The organism is Streptomyces sp. NPDC021080, assembly GCF_044333225.1.
Taxonomy (GTDB): Bacteria; Actinomycetota; Actinomycetes; order Streptomycetales; family Streptomycetaceae; genus Streptomyces.
The window spans coordinates 429,306-453,269 of the sequence record NZ_JBIRQM010000008.1 but is presented as its reverse complement, the minus strand read 5'-3'; the positions used below and the strand labels follow the sequence as shown (position 1 = coordinate 453,269).

Annotated in this window: 26 protein-coding genes and 1 pseudogene; 22 read left to right on the top strand and 5 right to left on the bottom strand. The window is 68.0% G+C overall.

Annotated features, from left to right (window positions below; genetic code table 11):
• The first annotated feature begins 431 nt into the window (after positions 1-431).
• Together ACH4S8_RS22560 and ACH4S8_RS22555 are read left to right on the top strand one after the other, a co-directional pair.
• Complete coding sequence (locus ACH4S8_RS22560) at positions 432-1,226, top strand: hypothetical protein (protein ID WP_398396674.1); 795 nt, start codon at positions 432-434, stop codon at positions 1,224-1,226.
• 520 nt (positions 1,227-1,746) lie between these two features.
• Positions 1,747-2,238, top strand: coding sequence for a hypothetical protein (locus ACH4S8_RS22555; RefSeq protein WP_398396672.1), 492 nt, complete (start codon positions 1,747-1,749; stop codon positions 2,236-2,238).
• Positions 2,239-2,393: 155 nt separating this feature from the next.
• Here ACH4S8_RS22555 and ACH4S8_RS22550 read toward each other — a convergent pair whose 3' ends face one another.
• Both ACH4S8_RS22550 and ACH4S8_RS22545 read right to left on the bottom strand, forming a co-directional pair.
• The gene (locus ACH4S8_RS22550; protein WP_398396670.1) at positions 2,394-3,098 is read right to left on the bottom strand and encodes an AAA family ATPase; all 705 of its coding nucleotides are present in this window, start codon (positions 3,096-3,098) and stop codon (positions 2,394-2,396) included.
• Positions 3,068-3,826, bottom strand: a complete 759-nt coding sequence (locus ACH4S8_RS22545) for a GntR family transcriptional regulator (RefSeq protein WP_398396668.1) — start codon at positions 3,824-3,826, stop codon at positions 3,068-3,070. The genes ACH4S8_RS22550 and ACH4S8_RS22545 overlap by 31 nt, the downstream gene beginning before the upstream one ends.
• A gap of 458 nt (positions 3,827-4,284) precedes the next feature.
• Between ACH4S8_RS22545 and ACH4S8_RS22540 the strand changes: the two genes are divergently transcribed.
• From ACH4S8_RS22540 to ACH4S8_RS22510, 7 genes are all read left to right on the top strand, one after another.
• A complete protein-coding gene (locus ACH4S8_RS22540; RefSeq protein ID WP_398396666.1) occupies positions 4,285-4,551 on the top strand; it encodes a DUF6284 family protein in 267 nt (88 codons plus the stop codon).
• On the top strand, positions 4,551-5,405 hold the full coding sequence (locus ACH4S8_RS22535; RefSeq protein ID WP_398396664.1) for a protein spdB: 855 nt from the start codon (positions 4,551-4,553) through the stop codon (positions 5,403-5,405). The genes ACH4S8_RS22540 and ACH4S8_RS22535 overlap by 1 nt, the downstream gene beginning before the upstream one ends.
• The gene (locus tag ACH4S8_RS22530) at positions 5,405-5,743 is read left to right on the top strand and encodes an RRQRL motif-containing zinc-binding protein (RefSeq protein WP_398396662.1); all 339 of its coding nucleotides are present in this window, start codon (positions 5,405-5,407) and stop codon (positions 5,741-5,743) included. Before ACH4S8_RS22535 ends, ACH4S8_RS22530 begins: the two co-directional genes overlap by 1 nt.
• Positions 5,744-5,772: 29 nt before the next feature.
• Complete coding sequence (locus ACH4S8_RS22525; protein WP_398396660.1) at positions 5,773-6,003, top strand: hypothetical protein; 231 nt, start codon at positions 5,773-5,775, stop codon at positions 6,001-6,003.
• A gap of 2 nt (positions 6,004-6,005) precedes the next feature.
• Positions 6,006-6,323 carry a hypothetical protein gene (locus ACH4S8_RS22520; protein WP_398396658.1) on the top strand — a complete coding sequence of 106 codons (318 nt, stop codon included), beginning with the start codon at positions 6,006-6,008 and terminating at the stop codon, positions 6,321-6,323.
• A gap of 82 nt (positions 6,324-6,405) precedes the next feature.
• Positions 6,406-8,511, top strand: coding sequence for an FtsK/SpoIIIE domain-containing protein (locus ACH4S8_RS22515; protein WP_398396656.1), 2,106 nt, complete (start codon positions 6,406-6,408; stop codon positions 8,509-8,511).
• 204 nt (positions 8,512-8,715) lie between these two features.
• Positions 8,716-9,180, top strand: a complete 465-nt coding sequence (locus ACH4S8_RS22510) for a hypothetical protein (protein ID WP_398396654.1) — start codon at positions 8,716-8,718, stop codon at positions 9,178-9,180.
• On the opposite strand, the gene ACH4S8_RS22505 is transcribed toward ACH4S8_RS22510, so the two are convergent.
• Positions 9,177-9,707: a hypothetical protein gene (locus tag ACH4S8_RS22505; RefSeq protein ID WP_398396652.1), complete on the bottom strand. Its 531-nt coding sequence runs from the start codon at positions 9,705-9,707 to the stop codon at positions 9,177-9,179. The genes ACH4S8_RS22510 and ACH4S8_RS22505 overlap by 4 nt on opposite strands.
• 203 nt (positions 9,708-9,910) lie before the next feature.
• On the opposite strand from ACH4S8_RS22505, the gene ACH4S8_RS22500 reads away from it, so the two are divergent.
• The 12 genes from ACH4S8_RS22500 (at position 9,911) to ACH4S8_RS22445 (ending at position 22,286) form a co-directional block, all read left to right on the top strand.
• The gene (locus ACH4S8_RS22500) at positions 9,911-10,600 is read left to right on the top strand and encodes an SAM-dependent methyltransferase (RefSeq protein WP_398396650.1); all 690 of its coding nucleotides are present in this window, start codon (positions 9,911-9,913) and stop codon (positions 10,598-10,600) included.
• The gene (locus tag ACH4S8_RS22495) at positions 10,597-11,445 is read left to right on the top strand and encodes a DNA primase (protein WP_398396648.1); all 849 of its coding nucleotides are present in this window, start codon (positions 10,597-10,599) and stop codon (positions 11,443-11,445) included. Before ACH4S8_RS22500 ends, ACH4S8_RS22495 begins: the two co-directional genes overlap by 4 nt.
• On the top strand, positions 11,438-12,913 hold the full coding sequence (locus ACH4S8_RS22490) for an ATP-binding protein (protein ID WP_398396646.1): 1,476 nt from the start codon (positions 11,438-11,440) through the stop codon (positions 12,911-12,913). Before ACH4S8_RS22495 ends, ACH4S8_RS22490 begins: the two co-directional genes overlap by 8 nt.
• A gap of 472 nt (positions 12,914-13,385) precedes the next feature.
• Positions 13,386-13,631 (top strand): helix-turn-helix domain-containing protein, encoded by a 246-nt coding sequence (locus ACH4S8_RS22485; protein WP_398396643.1) that lies wholly within the window; start codon positions 13,386-13,388, stop codon positions 13,629-13,631.
• 79 nt (positions 13,632-13,710) lie between these two features.
• Complete coding sequence (locus ACH4S8_RS22480) at positions 13,711-14,940, top strand: tyrosine-type recombinase/integrase (protein WP_398396641.1); 1,230 nt, start codon at positions 13,711-13,713, stop codon at positions 14,938-14,940.
• A gap of 225 nt (positions 14,941-15,165) precedes the next feature.
• Positions 15,166-15,648 carry a hypothetical protein gene (locus tag ACH4S8_RS22475; RefSeq protein ID WP_398396639.1) on the top strand — a complete coding sequence of 161 codons (483 nt, stop codon included), beginning with the start codon at positions 15,166-15,168 and terminating at the stop codon, positions 15,646-15,648.
• Positions 15,645-16,259 (top strand): hypothetical protein, encoded by a 615-nt coding sequence (locus ACH4S8_RS22470; protein ID WP_398396637.1) that lies wholly within the window; start codon positions 15,645-15,647, stop codon positions 16,257-16,259. The genes ACH4S8_RS22475 and ACH4S8_RS22470 overlap by 4 nt, the downstream gene beginning before the upstream one ends.
• A 454-nt stretch (positions 16,260-16,713) precedes the next feature.
• Positions 16,714-18,345: a penicillin-binding transpeptidase domain-containing protein gene (locus ACH4S8_RS22465; RefSeq protein ID WP_398396635.1), complete on the top strand. Its 1,632-nt coding sequence runs from the start codon at positions 16,714-16,716 to the stop codon at positions 18,343-18,345.
• A gap of 114 nt (positions 18,346-18,459) precedes the next feature.
• The gene (locus tag ACH4S8_RS22460; RefSeq protein WP_398396633.1) at positions 18,460-20,136 is read left to right on the top strand and encodes a penicillin-binding transpeptidase domain-containing protein; all 1,677 of its coding nucleotides are present in this window, start codon (positions 18,460-18,462) and stop codon (positions 20,134-20,136) included.
• Positions 20,137-20,235: 99 nt separating this feature from the next.
• Positions 20,236-21,015: a DUF4253 domain-containing protein gene (locus ACH4S8_RS22455; RefSeq protein WP_398396630.1), complete on the top strand. Its 780-nt coding sequence runs from the start codon at positions 20,236-20,238 to the stop codon at positions 21,013-21,015.
• A gap of 69 nt (positions 21,016-21,084) precedes the next feature.
• The gene (locus tag ACH4S8_RS22450) at positions 21,085-21,621 is read left to right on the top strand and encodes a YbaK/EbsC family protein (RefSeq protein WP_398396628.1); all 537 of its coding nucleotides are present in this window, start codon (positions 21,085-21,087) and stop codon (positions 21,619-21,621) included.
• A 419-nt stretch (positions 21,622-22,040) separates the two neighbouring features.
• On the top strand, positions 22,041-22,286 hold the full coding sequence (locus tag ACH4S8_RS22445) for a hypothetical protein (protein WP_398396626.1): 246 nt from the start codon (positions 22,041-22,043) through the stop codon (positions 22,284-22,286).
• Positions 22,287-22,376: 90 nt separating this feature from the next.
• Here the strand turns inward: ACH4S8_RS22445 and ACH4S8_RS22440 are convergent.
• Positions 22,377-22,758, bottom strand: a pseudogene (locus ACH4S8_RS22440) (IS5/IS1182 family transposase); the annotation flags it as partial.
• A 148-nt stretch (positions 22,759-22,906) separates the two neighbouring features.
• Between ACH4S8_RS22440 and ACH4S8_RS22435 the strand changes: the two are divergent.
• Complete coding sequence (locus ACH4S8_RS22435) at positions 22,907-23,248, top strand: hypothetical protein (RefSeq protein WP_398396624.1); 342 nt, start codon at positions 22,907-22,909, stop codon at positions 23,246-23,248.
• Positions 23,249-23,413: 165 nt separating this feature from the next.
• Here the strand turns inward: ACH4S8_RS22435 and ACH4S8_RS22430 are convergent.
• On the bottom strand, positions 23,414-23,964 hold a 551-nt coding region (locus tag ACH4S8_RS22430), incomplete at its 5' end, for a hypothetical protein (protein ID WP_398396622.1).

Here is a 23,964-nt window from a genome sequence, read left to right as displayed (position 1 = left end):
TCGGCCACGGCGGCTCCTGCGGTCGGAATGGACGTCACCGCACATCCAACCGTCACGACCACCAACCCGGCGAACCTTCGCGGTCAGAGCACTAGGGATCAACCGAGACGGAGATATGGGAAGGGGCCGACTCATTGAGTCGGCCCCTTCCCATATCGGCGGCAGCGGAGGGATTCGAGCACCCGGTGACTTGCGCCACCCTCGCTTTCGAGGTCTGTTCGTGCTGGTCAGAGCGTGATCCATGGTCGTTCAGCCTCGTTCATTCCCGTACTCGCGCTCGTTTCGTGAACCACCGTGGACGGCTCCGGACGGGGGTGAATGAGACGGAAACTGAGACGGAGGAACGATCGTGGTAGCGCAGAGCGCCTGCACGTCAGAGCCGGTGTAGCGGAACTCTCGGCACTGTCGTTGCGCGAAGCTACCCTCGCACCATGCCCGAGTACGAGGACAACCCGGCCGGCCGCTTGCGGACCCTGCTCATCGAGTTGCATCGAACGCCCCCGAACACGGTGGCGTGGGACGCAATGGTCAGGCTCCTCGTTCCGGAAGCGTCAGTGTCTTCGCCGGAAGCGCACATGGCCATGGCGCGGCTGATGGAGCTTCCGGCGAGTATTCGAACTGCCGTGGATGCGCTGGATGAGGACGAAGAGGAGAAGGAACACCTTCTTGAGCACCTGGACAAGGTTGAGACGTTCCTGTCCCACGTCGCCAGCCGAAGCTTCATTCTTCAGCAGGCTTTCCAAGTCTTGGCTGCAGGGGGAGACGTGCCCAACAGCGCGGCCGTGCAGTCTCTTGGGACCTGCTCTCGTCACCTCCACCGCTACAACCCTGAACCTGTCATTCCCCGCGAGGAGGTCGACGCACTGATCCAGTCCGTGACCTCGCTCATGGACGACATCCGTGCATCCAGCATTGAGAATGCGGCCAAGCTTCTCCTGCTGCACCATCTCCATCGCCTGCTTCAAACCCTTGACCTCATCCGCATCACTGGTGCTGCTCCCGTTGAGGAGAGCCTGGATGCGTTTCTGGGGGCTCTCGCACGCAACCCCGAGGCTAGGCAGGAAGCCGGGCGGCATGGCTTCGGAGAGCGACTAGCAGCTATCGCCAATGCGATCGGAAGAGTGTTCGATCTCGCCCGAGGTGTTCGGCAGCTTGGGACCGAGACGCATGCCGTGATCGAACAAGGGGCTCACGCGATCGAACAGGCTCGCCGCCTTCTGTCGTAGACACCTGTTCCGGCTGACATCACCAGCGGTCGGCTTGGGCTCACATGCTTGGCTTCCGCGATGGGCCCGTCTCCGGGCCCGTTGCTGTACCTAGCTGCCGTGCGTCTGCGAAACGCACGAGGCCCCGGATCGCTCCGGGGCCTCTCACCTGTGTGCACTCTGCAGGATTCCAACCTGCAACCTTCTGATCCGTAGGCGCGTGCTGACGCCCGTACGCCATCTTGGTCAGGCGCGGCGAGGCCTGTGCCAGACATCGATGTTCCGTAGCTGTCGCTCGGCGTCTGTACACGTTGATGCCAACTGCCCGCCAGATCCCATATGCAAGGCGCCGCGCGGCCCAAGGAAGCTCGGCGCTTCTGAGTTCAACGACCCGATCGATCAACACGCTCATACAGTGACGCACTTCTGAAGAACCTGCACCGCCCCACTCACTCACTCACTCGACCCGACATATACAATCCATGATCGATCAAGCAGCAAGGGAGAGCAGTAAATGGCGATAGAAATGATACACATGAAAATGAACGAAGAATACGCCTCGGCGATGGTAACCGTAATCCCCGTTGTCCTACTAGTGGCATCCGTTGAATTCAGTCAAATTTTCACCAGGCTCTCCGCCGAGTGGAGGCGGCCGATTCAGGAAGCATTGGAAGCGGCTCGGGAAGGGAGAAGCCAGAGACTGCATCACAATAAATCCAGAAGTCGAGCACTTTACTTCTTGTACTTCTTCTGGATCCTGGTTGCCCTCAGTCACATCTTGGCGGAGATGTCGTTGATCAACTGGCTGGCTTCCTCGGAGCGGAAGCCGTACACCGGCCTGGCTGAATTCGTTTCGCTGACCGCAAACATCGGATTCTTCTCGATCCTCATAGGTGCATTCGTCGAGAGGGTCATGGCATTCGGCGACGAAAAGAGGCGTCGTCAGGAAATGCTAGATGAAATACAGCAACTGCGAAGCTCGCGGATGCAGCAAGATCGCACCCCGGAGGAGCTGTCATCGTCGGCGAGTTAGACCGCGCCTTGCCTCACTGTCGCACGGTCCCGGCTCTACGGAGCCGGGACTCTTTTATTGCACATAGGTAGTCGGTGACTCTATGGACGCCATGATCCAGTTCAGCCTTCTTCGCATTCAGACGGTCGCCTATCGAAATGCACTCTTGGCACTCATCAAAGGCCAGGTGCTTCCAGTGCGGCAATCACGGCTGCCGGATCGCCGTCGAACACCAGATGAGGTTCGTCTGCTGCGGGAGGGAAGAACCGGCGGCGGTACCGCTGTAGGTCGCTCTCGGAGAAGTAGATGGCGTTGGGATCGTCCGCGTGAAACTCGTTGCGCTTGCTGATCCTCGCCCACAGTTCGTCGTGACTGGCGGCGAGGTAGACGACAACGGGGGTGGCGCCAGCGTCGGTGGCGACAGCTCGCCACTTGGCTCGGTCCTCCGGGGTCCAGAAGCCGTGATCAACGACTACGTCATGCCCTGCCTTGAGATGTTCCCGGAGTTCGACCGCCACGTCTTCGAGAACTGGCCGTTCCAGGGTGGGGAACGTCCCCCGGGGGAAATCGACTCCGTACACGCCGTGGCGGCGGTACATCTCTTCGTCTGGGCACAACCGTACGAATCCGCGATCGGTGAGAGCGCGAGAAAGTGTGGTCTTGCCGGAGCCGGGGAGTCCGGCCATGAGGACGCAGAACGGAGAGTGCGGGGACATCGGTCTCGTCATCGCTCGGGAGATGGCGGCCACCTCTGCTTCGGCTTCGTGCGTGATTGTGCCAGCACGGTGGGCCGTAAGCAGGGCTCCCGGTCGGTCTTCGAGCGCGCTCGCGAGCGTGCCTTCCGCGACCGTCACGGGGTGACCTCCGATTCCGTGCGCCATGTTCGCCCGGGTCCCCCGAGGTCCACGCCGTACTCCACGATGTTGCCCTCGCTGTCGACGAATTTTGCCGTCATGACGACGACCGGTTCGGTTGACGAACTGTTGTCGGGGAGTTCCAGAAGTCGCGCGTATTCGGGCGTCAGGAGACGGGCTGAGGCCGTGTCGATGCGGTGGCTGATCGGGTGACCGGTCAGCTGGGCGATGAGCTGGAGTGAGGTTCCCCCGGTCAGACGCTCGCTTGACGCCAGTTGAGGGATCAGCTTCCCGTACCGAGCGGGAATCCATGACGTGCTGTGAGCCACGATGCCGTGGCGGTCCCGGTACACGCGGCTGCGGCGTACGACATCCGACCCCGGCTCGATGTCCAGGGCTTGCGCTACCTCGGCCGGCGCGGGCACCACGGCCGCCGCGTGCGAGTCGGATCGCTCGCCTGCCCCCCAGCTAGACCCGGTGCGACGTCCCCGGTCCTGTCGCTGGGACCCCGAAGACATCGGGGCCGGCCTGTCCAGGACTTCAGTGCCGATTCCGTGGATGCCTCGGACAAGCCCCTCGTTTCGCAGCTTACGCAGGGCCTTCTCGGCTGTAGCGGTGCTGACCTTCCACTCTTCCGCGAGGTTCTTGATGCTCGGCAAGAGGGTTCCTGGCTCTAGCTGGCCAGACGTAATCAGCTCGGTGTAGTGGGCGGCAATCCTCGCGTACGGCGCCCGGTTGTCGGCCTGGCCTGCCATGTCGCTTGCTCCTTGTCGTCACTTCCCTGAGGTTCCCTACCCTACCGCTTGACACCGCAGGGAACCCTAGGGAACCTTAGGGATGTGCCCGCCGGTTGATTCGGCCGAACAACGGGTGCTGGACCGCGGTGCGCCCCTCTTCGGGGCGATTCGAGGTCAAGGGGCCCGGGATAGAGCGGGCCGAGGGCGGACCCGACCCTTGTCACTCGGGACGGCTTGAGACCGAAAGGTCACGTCTCCATATGCCTGAAACGGGAGCTCGTGTTCCCGGAGGAGACACACCGCACGACTACTGCTTACCGCGGCATTTCGTGCTGCGGCCGGTTGCCTCCGCTGCTCGTCTCGTACGAGCAGCGTCGAGGGGAGCCGGATCTCCCGACTTCAACGGCGCGCGGCCCCGGTGCTCGAACACCGGGGCCGCTGTTCGGGCCGTTCCTGCGTGAGAGGAACACGACCCAATGAACCCCATCGTCACTGTTCAGGAAGCTGTTACCGCGTTCGCCGACTTCATGGAGCCGACGGATGCGGAGCTGGACGCGATCGAGGTGGAGATGCCCGCGATCCTCGCGGACGTCGACCTGATTGACGCGCAGATCATCGCCATGGACCACGCCCCGAACGAGGTCGACACCCGCCGGGTGCGCCGGGCACTGGCCCGGGTCCTCGCGGAGCGGGCCAAGCTGACCAACCGCACCGCTGGCACGATCCCGGCGGAGGTGGCGTGATGGCCCGCCCGACCGCTCTGCCCGCCGTCGCCGTGACGGCGGTGTCTCTGGTCCTCACCTTGGCCGTGGTCGTGATGTGGCTGGGCACGGCGATGCCGTGGCCGGTCGCGCTCGTCGTCGGTCTGGGCATCGACGGGGGATGGCTCGCCACCCTCGCCTACGAACGACGCCTCGCCGCGCAGGGCGACCATTCGAACGCGGTGACCGCGGTCGGCTGGTCGTTCGGGCTGCTGGCCACCGGAGTCCTGATCGCCCACGCCCTCACCGCGGAAGCCAACACCGGTGCCTGGCTTGCAGTGGCGTGGCTGCCGCTCGCGGCGAAGGCCCTGTGGTTGGTCCACGGATTGTGGGAGCGGACCGCGCTCACCCCGGCCGCACTGACCGCCATCACCGGTATCCAGCAGGAAGCCCGCGACGAAGCAGCCGTCGCCCGTGCTCGACTGCGGGCGGAGGCCAGCACGGAGGAGACCCGGTTGACGGCCGTGACGCAGGCCGGGGCGCGCGTCGCTCGGGTCCAGGCCGACACCGCCAAACGGCTCTCCGACGCGTGGTCGACGCTGGAAGCGGCCCGGACGGGAGAGGACACCGGAAGGGCGTTGACCAGCGTGACGCACCGCGTCACGCCCGACGTCACACCCCGCTGGGAGCTCCTCATCTGGGGACCGACCGAGCCCCTGACTGCCCTGGAATCGGGCCCGGCGCTCACCGATGCCGAACTGGACGCGGTCGTGGACGAGATCCGCACCAGCCGCGTTCCTGCCCTGTCCTACCGGGAAATGGCCACCCGATTCCGCACCGCCGGCCACTCCGCATCTGAAGTCCGGCTGCGGGCGGCGTGGAAGCGCGTGGCGTGATGGCCGCGCTGCCGGTGTTCCGGTGGCGCCTGGCCCCGGACGGCTACGCCACCCGCCGCCAACTCCGGGCCCGCGGCCTGCGGCCCGGCGGACAGTCGGTGGCCGCGACGCTCGAACGGCCGCGCCGCCGCCGCGGGCCGCTGGTCGCCTACCTCTACCGCATCGACTGCGCCAAGTCCGTCCGCCCGATGACGGCGGCGAAGTGGGCGGCGCTGGCCCAGGCCAACGCCGCGCGCCGCACCTGCCCGTCCTGCCGGCGCGATGCGGGATACGTCATCCCGTCCTCGCTCGGGGCCTGCGTGCCTTGCGCCTGCCCCGATGGGCAGCGCGCCGCCTGAACCTCCCTCCACTCCCTTGGAGTTCTGCTGTGACCAGCGCCAACGCTGCTCCGGGCAGCATCGAATACACGTGGCACGTGTATGTGAGCGTGCCGGGCGAGGGCCGCGCGTTCGCTCACGGAACCGTCACCGTCCCCGTCTCCTTCTGCTGGGACCGGGTCACCCGCGAGGTCGCCGCATGGTTGCGCTCGCAGGGCTCGACCGTCCAGCTCGCCGACATCCACCTGATCCTCGCCCCCAACGCTGGAAAGGCGGTCTGACCATGGGCAAGCCCGACACCCGCCGCCTTGACCGTGCGATCCGGGAGACGAACCGGAAGCTCGAAGCCGTCCGCCGCGGTGAACTGTGGCCGCTCACCGGTTCGGAGCGGCGCCAGATGCTTGCCGCTCTCGCCGGCGGCTCGTACCGGGTGATGCGAGGCAAGAGCACCGGCCGCGCGGACAACCGGATCGAGTCGGTCTCGACGTCGGCGGAGACGCGGTTGATCGCGGAGATGACGGCGTTGCAGATCGAGCGTCAGCGCGTCGTCACCGAGGCCGCCCGCGCCAAGGCCGCGAAGAAGTCGTCCGGCTGGTGGTGACCCGCACCGCGCCACCGGCCCGCAGGGCATTCCTCCCCTTCACTTTCACCCCGTTCTGGGGTGGTCAGGAGTCCGTTTCACCATGAGTGAGAACGTCGTTCACCTGCACAAAGACACCAACCCGGCGCCCGTGACCACGTTGACCGTGGTCCCCGACCCGGCACCCGCCGCACCTGTCCCGCTGTGGATCCGCTCCGGCCGCGCCATCCGCACCACCATCACGCACGAGACCACCAAGACGACCGCTCGTGCCGTCGCCCGGCACACCCTCTACGTGGCCGGTGGGGCGAGGATCGCGGCGAAGCGGACGTGGGACGGGCGGACCGCATCCCGCTACGAGCGGATGTTCCGCGCCGCCGAAGCCGCCGGAAACCACGAGGTGGCCGCGGAGTGGGAGGAGCGCGGGCAACACTTCCGCGAGGCCCGCCACCGCCGCCGCATGGACCTCCTCCACTCCCCGCTCGATGCAGCCAAGGGCGTCGCTGTCAGTGCCGGTATGGGTGTCGGTTCGCTGGTCGCGCTCGGGGTCGTGATGGCGATCGCGACGAAGGACGTCACGCAGGTCGTCACCCCGTTGATGGCCACGATCGAGTTCATCAACCTGCTCATCACCATTGTTCAGGTGGTGTGGGGCCCCGCCCTCGCCATCGGCCCGTTCCTGGCTCTGCTCGCCTTATGGGCCGTGGGCAGCAAGCAGCAGGCCGCACCCGCCTGGGCCCTGCCCGACAACGTCCGATCGGGCGAGGGTGAGCCGATCACCCCGTCGATCGTGGTCAAGGCCCTGCGTGACCTCGGCGTCCCCGCGCTCCGTAACGCGATCAAGGAGATGGGGGATGCCGGCGCGTCGATGCTCGGGCCGATCCGGATCGCCGGATGCGGCGTCGAGGTCGACGTCACCCTGCCGTCCGGGGTGTCGACGAACGAGGTGCAGAACCGTCGGCGCAAGCTCGCGGAGAACCTGACCCGGCACGAGCACGAGGTGTTCATCACCATCCCGCAGGCCGCCCGCACGGTCCGGCTGTGGGTGGCCGACTCGGGTGCGCTGGATGAGCCGATCGGGCCGTCTCCGCTGGTCACCGACGAGACGATGACCGCCGACTACGCCAAGGGCCGCGCCCCATGGGGGCAGGACCTGCGCGGCGACGCAGCAGCCCTCTCCCTGTATCAGCGGCACCTTCTGATCACGGGCCTGTCGAACCAGGGCAAGACCGTCGCCCTGCGCTCCCTCGCACTGTGGCTCGCACTCGACAAGTCGGTCCAGTTCCTCCTGGGGGACCTCAAGGGACTCGGTGACTGGGCCATGTTCGACGGGCTCGCCACCACGCTGATCCAGGGTCCGACGGATGAGCACGTGATCCAGGTGACCGAGATGGTCGAAGGCGCCGTGGGCGAGATGAACCGCCGCATGATGGCCCCGCCCGGAACGCAGTTCCCGGCGCTGATCGTGCTGGTCGATGAGGCGCAGGTCGCGTTCATGTGCCCGGTCAAGGACGAGGAAGGCCGCCCCTACGGCGGTTCCAAGGCCACGTCCCGGTACTTCATGGCCGTCCGCAAGATCCACAACCAGGGCCGTGCCGTGAACGTGCTGATGTGGCAGGGCACCCAGGACCCGACCGATCAGAACCTGCCCAAGCTGGTCCGCGAGGGCGCCCACACCCGCGCCTCCCTCGCGCTGGGAACCGAGTCGCAGGCCCGGATGGCGCTGGGGGACAAGGCGGTTGACGGCGGCGCGGCGCCGAACCTGCTGCGCCCCGGGCTGGATCAGGGAACGCTCGTGGTCGCGTCGTCCGGCATCGACATCCCCAAGGGCCAGTCGTCCATCACCGTGCGCACGCACTACGTGGACGACGACGCGGCCGAAGCCATCATCGACCGCGCCAAGGCCCTGCGCGACGGAGTCACCACCCTCACCGTCATCGACCGCGGCGAGGACCGTGACCCGCTCGCCGACATCGCCAACGCGGTCGGGGACGCTCCGCGCGTCCGGACGAAGGACGTGCTCACGCGGCTCGCGACGCTGAACGCGGACGCCTACGGCGGCTGGTCGTTCCTGGACCTCAAGCGCGTGTTGGACGACGCCGGCGCGGAGCCCTACAAGTCCGACGGCGTCATGGTCGTCAGCCGCGACCGCCTCACCCGCGCCCTCGCCAACCGCGACGCGGACGGTTCCGCTTCCGTCGACGGATGACAGGGAGCCGACCCTGCCCGGGTCAGGGAGGCAGGGAGAACTCCCTGACCGCCTCCCTGACCTGCCTCCCTGGCCCTGACCTGTGTGAATGATCGTGCAGGAAGTCAGGGAGGCAGTCCAGGTCAGACCCCGAAAACCCCCTCTACAGCCACCCCGCAAGGGGGTGGCTCCGCCTCCCTGACCGAGCATCGGAAGGGATTCCGCATGTACCCCGAGCACCCCACCAACAGCCAGCCCGTGACTGCCGTGGAAGTCCACCAACCCGTTCCACTCGCCCCGGCCGTCGCGACGCCGGCACCCCTCATACCGGTGCAGCCGGGCAGCGTCCCGACGGTGGCGAGCATCGTCCTGCCCGACGGGCGGGTCGTTACCGGATACGCCATCAACCCCGCCCAGCCGGAACCACTCGCGGCCAAGCCCGCCGTATCCCGCACGGCCGTGAACATCGCCCTCGGCGGCATCGGATTCGCCGCGGTATGCGGTGGCCTGTTGGTCCTGACGACGTTCATCGCGGCACTGACCGCGCTCATCACCCAACTGATCACCCTGGCCGCCGTCATCTTCGGCGGATGGATCGCCGTACAGATTTTCAGCGCGTCCGGCCCCAAGGGCGGGACGACGGTCAACATCCGCAAGGCCGTGATCAAACGCAACCGCTTCTACAGCTAGCCATGGGGCGTAGAGCGTCCCGGCTCAAGTCCTGTACCACCGCTGCGCCGAGAGGACGGTCGCAGATCATCCCGCATCAGCCGCTGGAGAGCCTCCATCTGCTGAAAGAACGGGATCGTGACCTGTCTGTATTCGGGTGTCTCGATGCTCATCACTTCCGAAGCGAGTGTGTCGCGGACCCTGCGTAGTTGCTCGTAGAGCGGCAGGGCAACGCGATAGACATGATCCGGCGCAACCAAACCCAACTCCCTGAGCACGGATTTCGCGTCGGAGTGCTGCGGATCCAGATGAAACGCATCGTGGACCGCCTGTCGACGTACGCCGTCGGCTTCCCCCCGCGCGACGACGATGACCATGCGGCTGTGCGCTTGGGCCAGCGCGGTCAGAAAGCGCGCATAGACGAGCCGCTTGGTGTCGGCCCATCGTTGATCCTTCTCCCGCCGCGAGCGAAGGGCGTCGGTGATGACCGTCGCCCCGATTCCAAAGAACGCACCCACTGCCGCAACGCCGAGAGTCCCCCACTCCATGTGCGCAGAGTACGAGGTCCGCCGCACCGCATCTAGACGGCCTTGAGGTCGCGGTAGGGCACATCACGCCGCTTGAAAAGCCAAGTTGAGTGCTCGCTAAGCAGGTCGAAGCCTTCATCTACTGAGGGCGGCCCCCGTCTCGCCAAAGTCCGGGGCCGCCCTTGCACACCAGCAACCCACCTAAGGAACTGGAGACATCCAGCATGACGCAACCCACCCGCATCCGGCGAGTGCGCGGCCGACGGCCCCGCTTACTGGATCTGTTCTGCTGCCAGGGCGGCGCCGGCAAGGGCTACGCCGACGCCGGGTTCGACGTGACCGGAGTCGACATCGCCCCGCAGCCGCGCTACCCGTACCCGTTCGTCCAGGCCGACGCCATCGCCTACGTCCTTGCCCACGGCGCGGAGTTCGATTTCATCCACGCCTCGCCGCCGTGCCAGTTCGACAGCGACTGCCAGCGGATCCAGGGCAACGCCCACCCTGACCTGATCAGCCCGACCCGGGCCGCTCTCGAATCGACGGGGCGGCCGTGGGTGATCGAGAACGTGGGCGGGGCGGTACCCAAGCTGCGTGACCCGGTGATGCTGTGCGGGCCGATGTTCCACCTGGCCACCTACCGACACCGGTTCTTCGAGACTGGCGGCGGCTTCACCCTCCCGCAGCCCCACCACCCCGCACACACCGTTCCGCAGGCGAAGATGGGCCGCCCGATCCCGCCCGGCCACTACGGGCAGTTCGTCGGCAACTTCTCCGGCGTCGACCACGCTCGCCACGTCATGAGCGTCCCGTGGATGAACCGCGACGGCATCCGCGAGTGCATCCCGCCCGCCTACGCCCGCTGGACTGGCACCCACGCCCGCTACAGCCTGCGCGCCAAGGCGGTGGCCGCGTGAGCGAGCACGTGGACGCCGCTCTCAGCCTCGCGGCGCAGGGCGTACCCGCCCTGCCGCTGCGCCGGGGGAAGCTGCCGTTCGGGAACTGCCCGGTCTGCGCGCGGAACGCGTGTGGCGGCCGGCCGAACATGCGGACCCCCGGACCGTGCCTCTGCCCGTACCCGTGCCACGGCTGGGCTGCCGCCACCACGGACCCCGGCGTCATCGGCTCCCCGGCGTGGGCGCCGGCGTGGCGCAGCGCTGCGACGCTCGCCTACCACCCCGGCGGCGCCGGGGTGACCGTGGTCGACCTCGACAACACGGACGCCATCGCGTGGGCCCGCGAGACCCTTCCCGCCACCCGGACCGTGCCGACGACCCGGGGCGAGCACTGGATCTACCGAGGCACCATGCCGTCCGCCAACGCGGTCCGGCCCGGCGTCGACATCAAGTCCCTTATGGCGTACGCCCGTTGGCTCGGACCCGGCGAGGGCGCCGCAGCCGCTCTCCCGGACGTTGTAAGGGCGCTGGCAGCAAAGGAGCCGCCTGCGGCCCGCAGGGCGCCACAGGCGCTCTCAGTGCCCTTGAGCGGCCAGCGGGGCCGGTGCCCGCACCGCACACCGGCCTATCTGGACCGGGGCATCGCCATGGCAGAGCAGCGCATCACGGGGGCCCGGCAGGCGGTGCACGCGACCGTCTACCGGACGTTCCTCGCCGTGCTGTCCACGCACGGCCGGTGCGGCTGCCTCACCGACGCGCACACCGCTCGGCTGTTCAACGCCGCTCAGGCCAAGGGTGAGACCGCCCGGCACTGCGCGGACGCGTGGACCAACGCCCTGACCAGGTTGGGACTTAGCCATGTCTGAGGACGACAAGACTCCCGCCCGCGAGATCATCACCGACTACGCCCAAGCCCACTTCCGGTACTTCCGCACTGCCGACGGGACCGTGTACGCGCAGCGCAACGGGCACCCCGTGGCCCGCCCGATCCGCTCGCAGGGCACCACGGGCAGCCACCGGCAGGAACTCATGGTCGGCCTGTTCAAGGACGGGATCGGCGTGTTCAACGGGACCGCGCTCAAGGAAGCACTGGATTTGATCGAAGCACTCGCACTGACCGAGGACGTCCAGGCCGTGCACATCCGCGTAGCCCCCGGGATCGACGGGGCGACGTGGCTGGACCTGGGGCGTGACGACGGGCAGTCCGTCCGCATCCACCCCACCGGCTGGGACGTGCTCACCCCGGACCCGCGCGAGGTGTGCTGGCGCCGGACGCAGCTCACCGGCGAACTCCCCGTGCCGACAAAGGACACCGACGGCAAGGGCATCGACCTGCTCATGCGGCTGTGCAACTTCGCCACCGCGGAGACCGAATGCCTGGCCATCGCCTGGCTCCTCGGCTGCCTGGAACCGTCCGTACCCGTGCCCGCGCCGTTCCTCACCGGGCCGCAGGGCGCGGGCAAGTCCACGGGCGGGCGGATGCTCGTCCGGATCGTTGAGGGCATGAGCGGTGACCTGCGCCGGGCGCCTAAGGACGAGGAGAACCTGATCGCGGCCGTGGCCGCCGGATGGATCACCGCCCTGGACAACCTCTCCCACCTGACCCCGGAACTGTCCGACGCCATGTGCTGCATCGTCACCGGGATCGAGAACGTCAAGCGGGCCCTGTTCACCGACGGCGACGTCTTCCGCGTCGGCTACCGCCGGCCCCTGCTCCTGACCGGCATCGACGTCGGCGTCATCCGCCCCGACCTCGCCGAACGGCTCCTGCCCCTGCGCCTGGAGCGGCCCCGGGTACGGCGCACCGAGGCGGAACTGTGGGCGGAGTACGAACAGGCCTTGCCCGTCGTCCTCGGCTCGCTCCTGGACCTCACCGTCAAGGTCCGCGCCGTTGCGGCGGAGACGCCCACGGATCTGCGCATGGCGGACTTCGCCCGCCTGTGCGCGCAGCTCGACGCCGCGACCGGCCTCGGAGCGCTTCCCGCGTACCGGGCCAGTCTGGACGACCTGAACGACGACGTGATCGAGGGCGACCTCCTCGCCCAGACCGTCCTGCGGCACGCCGAGACCATCGAGCCGGGCAGCGCGCAGCGGATGACCTCCACCGAGTGGCTGCACTGCCTCGGCCTCCTCTACAGCGGCGAGGAACTGCGCGCCCTACCCAAGGGGTGGCCGACCACCGGCAAAGTCCTCTCCGACCGGCTCAAGCGCCTCCAACCCACCCTGGCCGCACGCGGTGTCCTCATCGACACCGGCCGCACCAGCGAGGGCCGCTACCTGGAAATGACCCACACGGTCACCTCATCCCCGCACGAGCAAGCGCGGGTGTTCTGACCAGCGATCCGCACTCTCGCCCGGACAAGCAAGAAGAGCACCGGCCCCGGCGGATGGCGTGCTCTTCTTGCTGTTCGGCGAACGCCGCCCGACGGTCGCGCCGCGCAGCGGCTCCTTCTTCGCGCTTGAAGCGGCACCGCACCGCAACAGACACCACCCCCTCTTTTGTCCTAAGAGGGAAAACGCTGCGTCATCTGCGTCATGCGAGCCAGAAAACGGCACCTGACCTGCGACTACGGCCATGACGCAGACGGCGGACTCTGCGTCATCCTGCGTCATCTGCGTCACCCGATGACGCAGCCCATGACGCTGCGATGACGCACGCCCTAGCCACTGCGTCACGCAAAGACTCAGGTCAGAAGCCTGAATGACGCTGATGACGCAATGACGCAGAAATCCGAACCTCGGACACACGCAGGCTCCCGACACATCCCGAAGCCAACAGAACCGTGACTCGACTGTCGAGGACTCCATGAGCCGAACCCGTTCCGCTCAACCCGACCCCCGCGCCACTCTCCGTGGCGGCTTACCCGATCGGTACCTCACCCCCGAGGACATCGCCGAGATCTTCGAAGTGCCCAAAGAGACCGTCTACCAGTGGCGTAAGAAGCGCGTCGGCCCGCCCGGATTCCGCATCGGCAAGCACATCCGTTACGACCCCGCCGACGTGCTCGCCCATGTGGCCGAACGCAAGAGCACCGACCAAGACGCCGCCTAGCCCAACAGCCACCATAGACAGCAGGGAGAGCCGCTAACCAGCGGCTCTCCCTGCTGCGTGTTGAGAGGATGACCGCCACATGGCCGGCCACATCCAAGACCGCTGGTTCAAGACCGAGACCAACTCCGACGGCAAGACCATCCGCGCCAAGACCGACCGCCACGGCACCGGCTTGCGCTACCGGGCCCGGTACGTCGGACCGGACGGAACCGAGAAGAGCAAGTCGTTCCGCGACAAGGAGTTGAGGCTGGCAAAGCAGTGGCTCGTGCAGATCGAGGCGGACATGTCGCGCGGGCAGTACATCGACCCGCGCACCGCACGTACGACGTTCCGGCAGTACGCGGAACGCTGGGTGAAGGCACACACCGGCGAGATCAACAGTCGTGAGGCTGCGGAACGTCGGCTCCGCCTGCACGCATACCCCCACATCGGTTCCCGCCCGCTCGGCTCGTTCAAGCCCGAGCACATCCGGGCCTGGATCGCCGATCTGGAGGACACCGTGCCGGCGGAGTCGCACCGCCGCATCATCGTCGGCACCGTATCCGCAGCTCTGAGCGCGGCGGTCGAGGACGGGCTACTGAGCAAGAACCCCTGCCGCGCCCGCTCGGTCACACTCCCCAAGCCGGGTAAACCGCGCGTCGACCCGTGGACGCCGGTACAGGTCTTCGCAGTGCGCTCCGGTCTCCCCCACCGCTTCCAGGCTGCCGTGGACGTCGGGGCGGGTTGCGGACTCCGGCAAGGTGAGATCTTCGGCCTCGCAGTCGATGAACTCGACTACGAGGGCGGCTGGCTGACCGTGGGCCATCAACTCAAGCGCATTCGGGGAAAGTACGTGTTCGCGCTGCCGAAGGGTGGCAAGACTCGCGACGTGCCGCTGCCCAAGTCCGTTGCTAGCGTGCTGCGGGGTCATCTGAAGGAGTTCGAACCGATCGACGTGACGCTTCCGTGGCGCACACCTGACGGCCCCTTCGTGACCAAGCGGCTCATCTTCAGCGGAGTCGAGGGAGGACACGTCCGGGTGAGTCACTTCAACGATCACCGCTGGAAGCCCGCTCTAGCCGCCGCAGGCGTCATCCCGGCGCGAAAAGCGGGTGAACGGTACGCGTCAGCACCTGAGGACGGTATGCACGCTCTCAGGCACTTCTACGCGTCTGTCCTACTGGACGCGGGTGAGAACATCCGGGCCCTGAGCTCATATCTCGGTCACAGCGATCCAGGGTTCACGCTTCGGACCTATACGCATCTCATGCCGAGCAGTGAAGGACGCACCCGTAAGGCCGTCGACAACATCTACTACCTCAAGACATGACGGCCTCAAGCAAGCAGCGACCTATCCGGAGTGATCCATTCTCCTTCAAGAAAGACCACCGTACGGCGCCCCCCTCCACCTGAATACGCCAGTCGGTGCCGGACTCAAATTAGGATTCGAAACAGGAGCGATACGCTCCTCGGTATGCCATATGGCCAATATGGAACACCAGTTCGTCTCAAGGGTGCCTGTTAGTGGCACTCAGGCCGTGATGTGATCATCACCATGAAGAAGATCACGGCGTTAGCGGCCATTGCCCTGACCACCGCGACTCTACTGTCCGGCGCGGCGCCGTCCGCGCAGGCCCGACCGGGCCCGGTCGTACCGCACCCGTGGGACAGCCGGGTGCACTGCAACACGACCGATCCCGACGGCCGTCACATCGTCACCCGATTCGGCAATTCCAGCTTCGGCTGGAACCACTTCACCCACCGTCACAACATCAAAAAGTGCTCTACGCTGGCCGCAGCCCTTCACGGCAATGTCGACCGGGACAACCATCACGGCCGCCTGGAGTACGACGGGGTTGCCTTGGAAACTGGTGCTCCTGGGCGGCAGAGGCAGGTCAAGTTCACCGTCATCGTTCAGTACACGAGAAAGACGACGGACGGGTTGTACGACGCCGGCAGGGGACAGAAGATCGGCGTCATCAATGCTTTCTGCCGTAATCAGCCGAACAACAAGTGCCCCGCTTGGATGCATCCGTGACCGATCCTGAAGACCGGGAACAGCAGGCGGATATCACCCGCCGCCTGCTGTACTTCCTGAACGCTCCGCTCGTCGAGTACTGCCGCCTGCGTGGCGTCCTGCCCGCCCCCGGCGCTGTACGTATCGCCGTCCGCGCCGGGAAGGACGAGAGCGGCCGGGACTTCCTCTACGAGGTCCCCAACGACACGGTGACTCCGTACGACATCCCCGGCCTGCTGCGTGCCGTCCTCACCGGGCCCCAGCTCTACAGCAACGACGACGTCGGCGAAGCCATGGGGATGACCCTCATCCGCCTTCGGCCGGAGGAGATCACTCCGGACCCAGAGCCCGAACAGGGCAGGGCGCTCACCGTCGTGCACGCCCTCTCGAATCCCGGTGAGGACGAGAACCCCTTCCTGATCGGGTTCCTGATGCACGGCGACGGGTTGTTGCGTCTGTACGTGCAGCGCACCGACCAGCCCGGCATCATCGGCGCCGACATCCGGCTGGCCGAGACGCCGGCCACAGCGCTCATCGCTTCACTGCCGTCCCTCGTCGAGGAGGAGCAGCACCGGCGGCCGGCGCTGGACGACCCACACTGCGATCTCCTCGTCGACCTGACCGGCTGGTAGAACCGCCACGCGGCCTACACTCCGATGCCGGCGCAGAATGCCGCACCTGGCCAACACAACCAGCGTCTGGTTCTCACGATCACGGCCCAGGGGCGGCCCAGATGGCTTGCGGCACTACGGGCGGAGCCAAAACGCCCTGCTCAGGGCTCCATAACGCTCCATCGCGCCAACTTCATCTATTTCTGGCCCTTGTACACGGGCACGGCGATCCCGATCGAACAGTGGCGGTCACGTATGTGGCTGGATACCTGGGTCTAGACCGACCCCACTGGCCGAAAAGAAGCGTCGGGGCGTATCCGTGAACCTTGTTCACGGATACGCCCCGATGCTTTGGGCAACAATTCGGCGAAGGTCCGCACCACGAGTCCCGTCCACCCCTACAGTGCGGAGTGGACCGGCTTTTCTGAACGCGTTCAGAAGTTCGGAGGAGGGTTCGCGGGGAGGGATTCGCGCGATGCGCAAGGGGGCCAGGGCTGCCGTCATAGGCAGTGTGTTCGCGGTGATGGTGGGCGGCGCCGGGTACGGCGCCTACAACGTGGTGACGGCGATCAGCGGGGACGGCGGCACGGGAGCCGACGGGCCCGCCCCGGTGAGGACCGGGCCGCCGAGCGGCGCCGAGGTCAAGGAGGCCAGCCGCGCGTTCTTCGCGGCCTGGGAGAAGGGCGACGCGGCGAAGGCGGCCGGGTACACGAACTACGCGTCGGCCGCCGAGGGGCTGCTCGCCGGCTACCACGACGACGCGCACCTGACCGACGTGAAGATCACTCCGGGCACCGCGTCCGGGGCGAAGGTGCCGTTCTCCGTCAAGGCCACGGTGTCGTACGACGGGAAGAGCAAGCCGCTCGCGTACGACTCCGAACTGACCGTCGTCCGCGGCGAGACCACCGGCAAGGCACTGGTCGACTGGAAGCCCTCCGTCGTCCACCCGGAACTGAAGGACGGGGACACGCTGGTCACGGGCGAGTCGGCGAGCCCGGCGATCGAGGCCGTCGACCGGAACAACGTTGTCCTGACGAAGGAGAAGTACCCGTCCCTGGGACCGATCCTGGACGCGCTCCGGGAGAAGTACGGCGACACGGCGGGCGGCACGCCCGGCATCGAGCTGTCGATCCGGCACGGCGCCGAGGGCACCGGTGGCGACACGACCCTGGTCACCCTCGCCAAGGGACGGGCGGGCAAGGTCCGTACGACCCTCAGCGCGAACGCGCAGGCCGCCGCCGAGAAGGCGGTCACCCAGTACGCCGAGTCCTCCGTGGTGGCGGTGAAGCCCAGCACCGGAGAGGTGCTCGCCGTCGCCAACCACCGCGCGGACGGCTTCAACGCGGCCTTCCTCGGCAAACTCGCGCCCGGCTCCACGATGAAGATCATCAGTGCGGCGACCCTCATCGACAACGGCATCACGACGGCCAACGGGCCCGCGCCCTGCACGGCCACCGGCGTCTGGCAGAGCCAGACCTTCCACAACCTCGCGGGCATGCAGCCGCAGGAGAACGCCACGCTCTCCGACAGCTTCGCGCGCTCGTGCAACACCGCGTTCGTGAACTACGCGGACTCGGTGAAGGTCGACTCCCTGACCAACGAGGCCCAGCAGCGCTTCGGACTCGGGCAGAACAACTGGAAGACCGGCATCGAGTCCTTCGACGGCTCGGTGCCCGCCTCCGGCGGCCCGGACACGGCGGCCAACATGATCGGTCAGGGCCAGGTCCAGATGAACCCGCTGAACATGGCGTCGGTGACGGCCACCGCGATGACGGGCGTCTTCCGGCAGCCGGTCATCGTGCCGCGCACCCTCGACAACCGCGAACTGGCCACCGCGAAGGGACTGTCCGCCGGTACGGTCGCCCAACTGCGCGCGATGATGAACCGCACGGCCGTCAGCGGCACCGCGGCCCAGGTGATGGCGGGGCTCGGTGGCAGCATCGGGGCCAAGACCGGCTCCGCCGAGGTCGACGGCCAGGCCAAGTCCAACAGCTGGTTCACCGGATACCGCAACGACATGGCGGCCGCCGCCATGACCCAGGAGGGCGGTCACGGAGGGCAGGCGGCGGGCCCGATCGTCGCAGCTGTGCTACGAACAGGCGGCTGACGTCGCTCCGCACAGGACGGGACCCTAGGGTGGTGTCTCTCGTTGAGGAGCGAGGGACACGGGGGCATCACAGGTCACCACGGGGCACCAGGGGACGGCGGAGGACTCAAGGCTGTGGGCAAGAGAAGGCGCGTCGCCGAGCGACGGAAGACGAAGCAGCCCGCCGTACTCGGCGGGGTGATCGCCGTGGCCGTCGTCGGCGGGGCGCTGGGCGCCTACAGCCTCTACGGCAGCGGGGCGGCCGCCGACGACGGGATCACCGCCACCACCCGCAAGGCCGTCAAGAAGGGCCCGGTGACGGCGGCCGAGATCAGAATGGCGTCCACCGCCTTCCTGACCGCCTGGCAGAGCGGCAATGTCACCCGGGCGGCCGCGTCGACCGACGCCCCGTCCGCCGCCACGACCGTGCTGACCGGCTTCACCAAGGACGCCCACATCAGCGGCCTGACCCTGACCCCGGGCACGTGGTCGGGCGCCGACGTCCCCTTCACCGTCAAGGCCACCGTCACCTACAAGGGCCTCACCAAGCCGCTGACGTACACCTCGAAGCTGAAAGTCGTCCGCCGGGCCAAGGACGGCGTGGCGCTCGTCGGCTGGAAGCCCTCCGTCGTCCAACCCGACCTCCAGGACGGCGACCGGCTGGTGACCGGCGCGTCCGGGACACCGCCGATCACCGCCCTCGACCGCCACGGCGGAGAGCTGACCGCCGCCAAGTACCCCTCCCTCGGCACCGTCCTCGACGGGCTGCGCGAGAAGTTCGGCAGGACGGCCGGGGGCAAGGCGGGCATCGAACTGCGCGTGGTCCGCAAGGCCGCCGCCAAGGGCGCCCAGAAGACCCCCGACAAGACCCTGCTGACGCTCAGCGCGGGCACGCCGGGCAAGGTGCAGACGACCCTCAGCCCGACCCTCCAGGCGAAGGCCGAAAGCCTGGTGGCCGCCAAGCCCAAGGCGTCGGTGGTCCTGATGCGCCCCTCCACCGGCGAGATCCTCGCCGTCGCGAACACCAACCACGGCTTCAACACCGCCTTCCAGGGCTCGCTCGCGCCCGGTTCCACGATGAAGGTCATCACGGCGTCGATGCTCTTCGAGAAGGGGCTCGCCTCCCCCGACAAGAAGCACCCCTGCCCGAAGACGGCGACGTACGGCGGGTGGAAGTTCCACAACGACGACGACTTCGAGATCAAGAACGGCACGTTCAAGGCGAGCTTCGCGCGGTCCTGCAACACGGCCTTCATCACCCAGGCCAAGAAGCTGAAGGACGACGACCTGACCAAGCAGGCCCAGCAGGTCTTCGGCCTGAGCATGAACAACTGGGCCATCGGCGTGCCCTCGGTGGACGGCTCGGTGCCGGTGCAGAGCGCCGCGCAGATGGCCGCCTCCCTGATGGGCCAGGGCGGGGTCCGCATGAACCCGCTGAACATGGCGTCCGTCGCCTCCACGGTCAAGTCCGGCACCTTCCACCAGCCCTACCTGGTCTCCCCGTCGGTCGACCACCGCACGCTCGCCACCGCGTCGCGCACCATGTCCGCGGCCACGCTCGCCGAACTGCGCGAGGTCATGCAGTACACGGCCACCGCCGGCACCGCCGCCGAGGCCATGGCCGGACTCGGCCCCGACTTCGGCGCCAAGACCGGCTCCGCCGAGGTCGACAACCAGAAGCAGCCCAACGGCTGGTTCACGGCCTGGAAGGGCGACCTGGCGGGAGCCGGCGTCGTCCAGCAGGGCGGCCACGGCGGCAGCACGGCGGGCCCGATCGTGGCGGCCCTCCTGAAGGCCGGCTCGGCCGGCTGACGCCCGCGCACCCCACCCACCGGTGGGGGCAACTCCCCCTGAACAAAGGGGAAGCAGGGAAGCGCGGGCGATGTCAGTGGGGCCTTCTAGGCTCCGCGCATGACGTTCCCGCTTCCCGAAGGCCTGCCGTCCGGGCGCGGCGTGCCCGCCGGCTCACCGGTCATGTGGTGCTCCGACCGGCTCCCGCACGACCCGCTGGACGCGTGGACCCGCGCCCAGCGACAGCAGGACACGACCGGCCTCAGGCCGATCCTCTGCTACGGGGATGACGACCACCCCCACTCGCTCGACCTCGCCGACATAGCCGCCGTCGACCTCGAAGCCGAACTGGAAGAGGGGTGGCGCGAGTACCGTCGCCGCCGGCTCGCCTGGCTCGCGGCGCCGCCCGAGCCGATGGACTGCCCCGAGGACATCGAGCCCTGGGAGGACGACCCCGGCGCTCCGTACGACCGCTGGCCCGGACTGGCCCCCGCCACCTTCCCCGGCTCGGGCGCCGACCCGGACGAGGCCGCGCGGGCTGCCGTCGCCCGCCTCCTCCGCGAGGGTGAGGCAGGAACCTCGCTCGGCCTCGTGAAGGCCGGGCGGAGTGCCGACGTCCCCGCCGTCATCGGCTGGCGCGCCGAGGCCCCCCTCCCCCTGTTCTGCGCGCTGCTGCGCAGCTGGGAGGACCGGTTCGGGGCGCGCGTCGTCGCCGCGATCGGAGCCACGCTGTACGTCTCCGTCGCGAGCCCGCCGCGCGACGAGCGGCAGGCGACGCATGTCGCCCTCGAACACCTTCTGACCACGGCCGACAACATCGTCAACGACCCTCCGACGCCGTTCCCGCGCTATGCGGCGTCCCTCGTCGACGCCCCGCTCTGGCGTTTCTGGTGGGACTGAGCCGAGAGCCGCGACGGCCTGCCGGGGCCCGGTCGCGTGGACCGTACACGGACCGCTAGCGTGCCCTGCATGAACGCCACCGATGAGAACGCCGCCGAGGGCCCTCCCCCCGTCGTGAACGACAACGACACCGACCCCCGGTTCGCCGAGGCCCTGCGGGAGCTGGGTCTCGACGAGGTGATCGGCCGGGTCCGGCGCTTTCCCGACACGGCCCGCACCACCGCCGAGGCCGCCGCGGCGATCGGCTGCGAGCCGAGCCAGATCTGCAAGTCGCTGTTCTTCGCGGCGGACGGGGTCCCGGTGCTGGTGCTGCTGGACGGCTCGGCGCACGTCGGCATGGAACTCGTGCGGCGGGAGCTGGGCGCCGCGAAGCTGACCCGGGCCGGGGCCCAGCTCGTACGGGAGTCGACCGGATACGGACCCGGCGCCGTACCGCCCTTCGGACACCGGACGAAGACCCGTGTCCTGGTGGACCGTTCGCTGCTCGGCCACGACACGGTGTGGGCCTCGGCGGGCACCCCGTTCAGCGTCTTCCCGATGGACCCGAAGAGCCTGATCGCGCACGCGGACGGCACGCTGGTGGATGTGCGCGAGCCGATGGCGTGACGCCGCTCGTCACCGCGGCCGTGCCGCTCGCCGCGGTCACCCGGGCCGGCTCTCGCGGCCCGTCGGCAACCCCAACCGTCCCCCGCCGCACCGCTCGTTCGGCAGTCCCCGCCCCGGCATCACCCCGACACCAAAAAATCAGAACAACGAGTCAACAGTCTGTAGGCCCTAACTCTCTCTCCAGGTAATCGGGTTGACGCGACGGTGTGTGTTCCGGGGCCTCGTCCGCGGTGCACCCCTATCGCATACCGAACAGCAACGCGCCTTTCTGCAGCGCCAGTTGGCGTCCACGCCCGTCCGGCTCCCCCGCAGAGCACCTACGGCTCCGTGCGCCGACCACTCTTGGCTACTGCTAGTGTTCGTCGCGTCACGCTAGGCAACTAGCTATCACGTGTAAGCAATGGAGAACCGAGGGTTCCATGCGTAAGTTTCAGCAGGTCGTGATCGCAGCAGCAGTGGCGGCCGGTGGCCTGTCCGCCATCGGTGCCGGAACGGCTGTCGCCGACACCCATGACAACGGACCGCGGGCGCTGGACGTCTACCGCCCCTACCAGGAGTGCAGCCCGCAGACGGTGCTGGAGAACGACATCCCGATCGGAGTGCTCGGTCTCGGTCAGACCCTGGACACCACCTGCGGCCAGCACAACCGCGCCTTCACCGGCTGAGGTCAGCGACGTCATCATCGCGACAGTCGGTACGGGATCCCTTCGGGTCAACCCGAAGGGATCGAATGCCGGCAGCCGGCCGCCTCGACCTCAGCGCGAGCCGGCCGGACGGAGAGCGAGGACCGCTCGGACGAGGCCGGTGGCCCCGGTCGTCGAGCAGCGGAGCTCACGAAGAGGCAAGCCGGGACCCGAGGGTGGCGACGGCCCGTTCGACCAGCGCCCGGGCCTCGCACGGGACCGGTTGACGGCCCGTCGGCCGGCCGAGAGGGCGCCCCGTCGACCGCGGCAAGGGGAGACGGACCGAGCCGCCCGCACCACGGCGGCCCGCGTCCGACCGGTCAGGTGACGCCGGCCTCGGCGAGGGCGTCGACGACGCGGTGCTCACGCGCCACCCCAGCACCGTGACGGCGCCGGCCAGGGCCGGTGAAGCCCGGAGACGGCCTTTCGGGTCGGCCACGCCCTGGACGTTCACCACCATCAGCAGCTTCATCCGCCTGTCAGGCCAACTGTCCGGCCGGCGCGGAAAGTTGGAAAAGGCTCAGTGTCGCAGACCACGCCCGTGGCGCGACCGATCGTGAGGGAGCGGCGCCCGGGGCGCCCGTACTAAGGACACGCATCCTATGTTCAGCAGGAAAAAGATCGCGGCCCTCTCGGGGCTCATCGGCGGGCTCGCCGTGGCGTCCACGGGCATCACGCACGCATACGCCGCGGGAGACCCGGCATCTTGCACTCGGACCCCCCAGGGGGACGTCATCTGCGTGCAGCACATCGAAGGCGAGAGCTCCGGGCGCGGCACCATTCCGCACCAGGAGACCTGCATGCCGGTGCAGGCCGTGACGCTGCCCGCACCTACGGGCAACGGCGCGACACAGATCGGCCCCAAGGTGACCTGTTCGCCTGCCACGTCCGGAGCACCTCGGTCGAATGACGAGAAGCGGGAACTGCCCGGCCTCCTCCCCTGAGGAGCACGACGGCCGAACCCCGCCATACGGCCCCATCTGCGCTTTACCTCATACGGGGCTCCGGCGCGACATGGGGTTCAAATGCCCGATTGATCACATCCAGCGTGCTTACGTTTACGACAAGTGGTCATTCCGGGCGGTATGCCCGGATCAGGGAAAGGGTCATCAATGTTCAAGCTTCAGCGCGCCATGGTCGTAGCGGCGGCCATCGCGGGGTTGTCCGCCCTCGGCGCCGGCATCAGCTTCGCCGACGGTACCGACGGCGCATCCGTACCGGTCTCCGCCGTCGCCAACTCGTCCGTCAGCGCCACGGCCTTCGGGGGCGGTTACTACCCCCAGCCGCAGGAGCAGGGCCAGGCACTGGAGCAGAAGCAGCCGCAGGTGCAGGCTCAGCCGCAGGTGCAGGACCAGCCCCAGGTACAGGCTCAGCCCCAGGTACAGGCTCAGCCGCAGACGCAGGACCAGCCCCAGGTACAGGCTCAGCCGCAGGTGCAGGACCAGCCGCAGACGCAGGCTCAGCCGCAAGAGCAGGGCCAGCCCCAGGTGCAGGACCAGGCACAGGCTCAGCCGCAGGAGCAGGCTCAGCCCCAGACGCAGGACCAGCCCCAGGTACAGGCTCAGCCGCAAGAGCAGGGCCAGCCCCAGGCGCAGGACCAGGCACAGGCTCAGCCGCAGGAGCAGGCTCAGCCCCAGACGCAGGACCAGCCCCAGGTACA

Excerpts from the sequence above, each read along its gene's own strand:
- ACH4S8_RS22480 (WP_398396641.1), top strand. The coding sequence starts at position 13,711 with ATGGCCGGCCACATCCAAGACCGCTGGTTCAAGACCGAGACCAACTCC.
- ACH4S8_RS22535 (WP_398396664.1), top strand. The coding sequence starts at position 4,551 with ATGGCCCGCCCGACCGCTCTGCCCGCCGTCGCCGTGACGGCGGTGTCT.
- ACH4S8_RS22445 (WP_398396626.1), top strand. The coding sequence starts at position 22,041 with ATGCGTAAGTTTCAGCAGGTCGTGATCGCAGCAGCAGTGGCGGCCGGT.
- ACH4S8_RS22550 (WP_398396670.1), bottom strand. The coding sequence starts at position 3,098 with ATGGCGCACGGAATCGGAGGTCACCCCGTGACGGTCGCGGAAGGCACG.
- ACH4S8_RS22500 (WP_398396650.1), top strand. The coding sequence starts at position 9,911 with ATGACGCAACCCACCCGCATCCGGCGAGTGCGCGGCCGACGGCCCCGC.
- ACH4S8_RS22450 (WP_398396628.1), top strand. The coding sequence starts at position 21,085 with ATGAACGCCACCGATGAGAACGCCGCCGAGGGCCCTCCCCCCGTCGTG.
- ACH4S8_RS22555 (WP_398396672.1), top strand. The coding sequence starts at position 1,747 with ATGAACGAAGAATACGCCTCGGCGATGGTAACCGTAATCCCCGTTGTC.
- ACH4S8_RS22510 (WP_398396654.1), top strand. The coding sequence starts at position 8,716 with ATGTACCCCGAGCACCCCACCAACAGCCAGCCCGTGACTGCCGTGGAA.
- ACH4S8_RS22530 (WP_398396662.1), top strand. The coding sequence starts at position 5,405 with ATGGCCGCGCTGCCGGTGTTCCGGTGGCGCCTGGCCCCGGACGGCTAC.
- ACH4S8_RS22465 (WP_398396635.1), top strand. The coding sequence starts at position 16,714 with ATGCGCAAGGGGGCCAGGGCTGCCGTCATAGGCAGTGTGTTCGCGGTG.
- ACH4S8_RS22545 (WP_398396668.1), bottom strand. The coding sequence starts at position 3,826 with ATGGCAGGCCAGGCCGACAACCGGGCGCCGTACGCGAGGATTGCCGCC.
- ACH4S8_RS22540 (WP_398396666.1), top strand. The coding sequence starts at position 4,285 with ATGAACCCCATCGTCACTGTTCAGGAAGCTGTTACCGCGTTCGCCGAC.
- ACH4S8_RS22515 (WP_398396656.1), top strand. The coding sequence starts at position 6,406 with ATGAGTGAGAACGTCGTTCACCTGCACAAAGACACCAACCCGGCGCCC.
- ACH4S8_RS22560 (WP_398396674.1), top strand. The coding sequence starts at position 432 with ATGCCCGAGTACGAGGACAACCCGGCCGGCCGCTTGCGGACCCTGCTC.
- ACH4S8_RS22475 (WP_398396639.1), top strand. The coding sequence starts at position 15,166 with ATGAAGAAGATCACGGCGTTAGCGGCCATTGCCCTGACCACCGCGACT.
- ACH4S8_RS22435 (WP_398396624.1), top strand. The coding sequence starts at position 22,907 with ATGTTCAGCAGGAAAAAGATCGCGGCCCTCTCGGGGCTCATCGGCGGG.
- ACH4S8_RS22485 (WP_398396643.1), top strand. The coding sequence starts at position 13,386 with ATGAGCCGAACCCGTTCCGCTCAACCCGACCCCCGCGCCACTCTCCGT.
- ACH4S8_RS22490 (WP_398396646.1), top strand. The coding sequence starts at position 11,438 with ATGTCTGAGGACGACAAGACTCCCGCCCGCGAGATCATCACCGACTAC.
- ACH4S8_RS22520 (WP_398396658.1), top strand. The coding sequence starts at position 6,006 with ATGGGCAAGCCCGACACCCGCCGCCTTGACCGTGCGATCCGGGAGACG.
- ACH4S8_RS22455 (WP_398396630.1), top strand. The coding sequence starts at position 20,236 with ATGACGTTCCCGCTTCCCGAAGGCCTGCCGTCCGGGCGCGGCGTGCCC.
- ACH4S8_RS22505 (WP_398396652.1), bottom strand. The coding sequence starts at position 9,707 with ATGGAGTGGGGGACTCTCGGCGTTGCGGCAGTGGGTGCGTTCTTTGGA.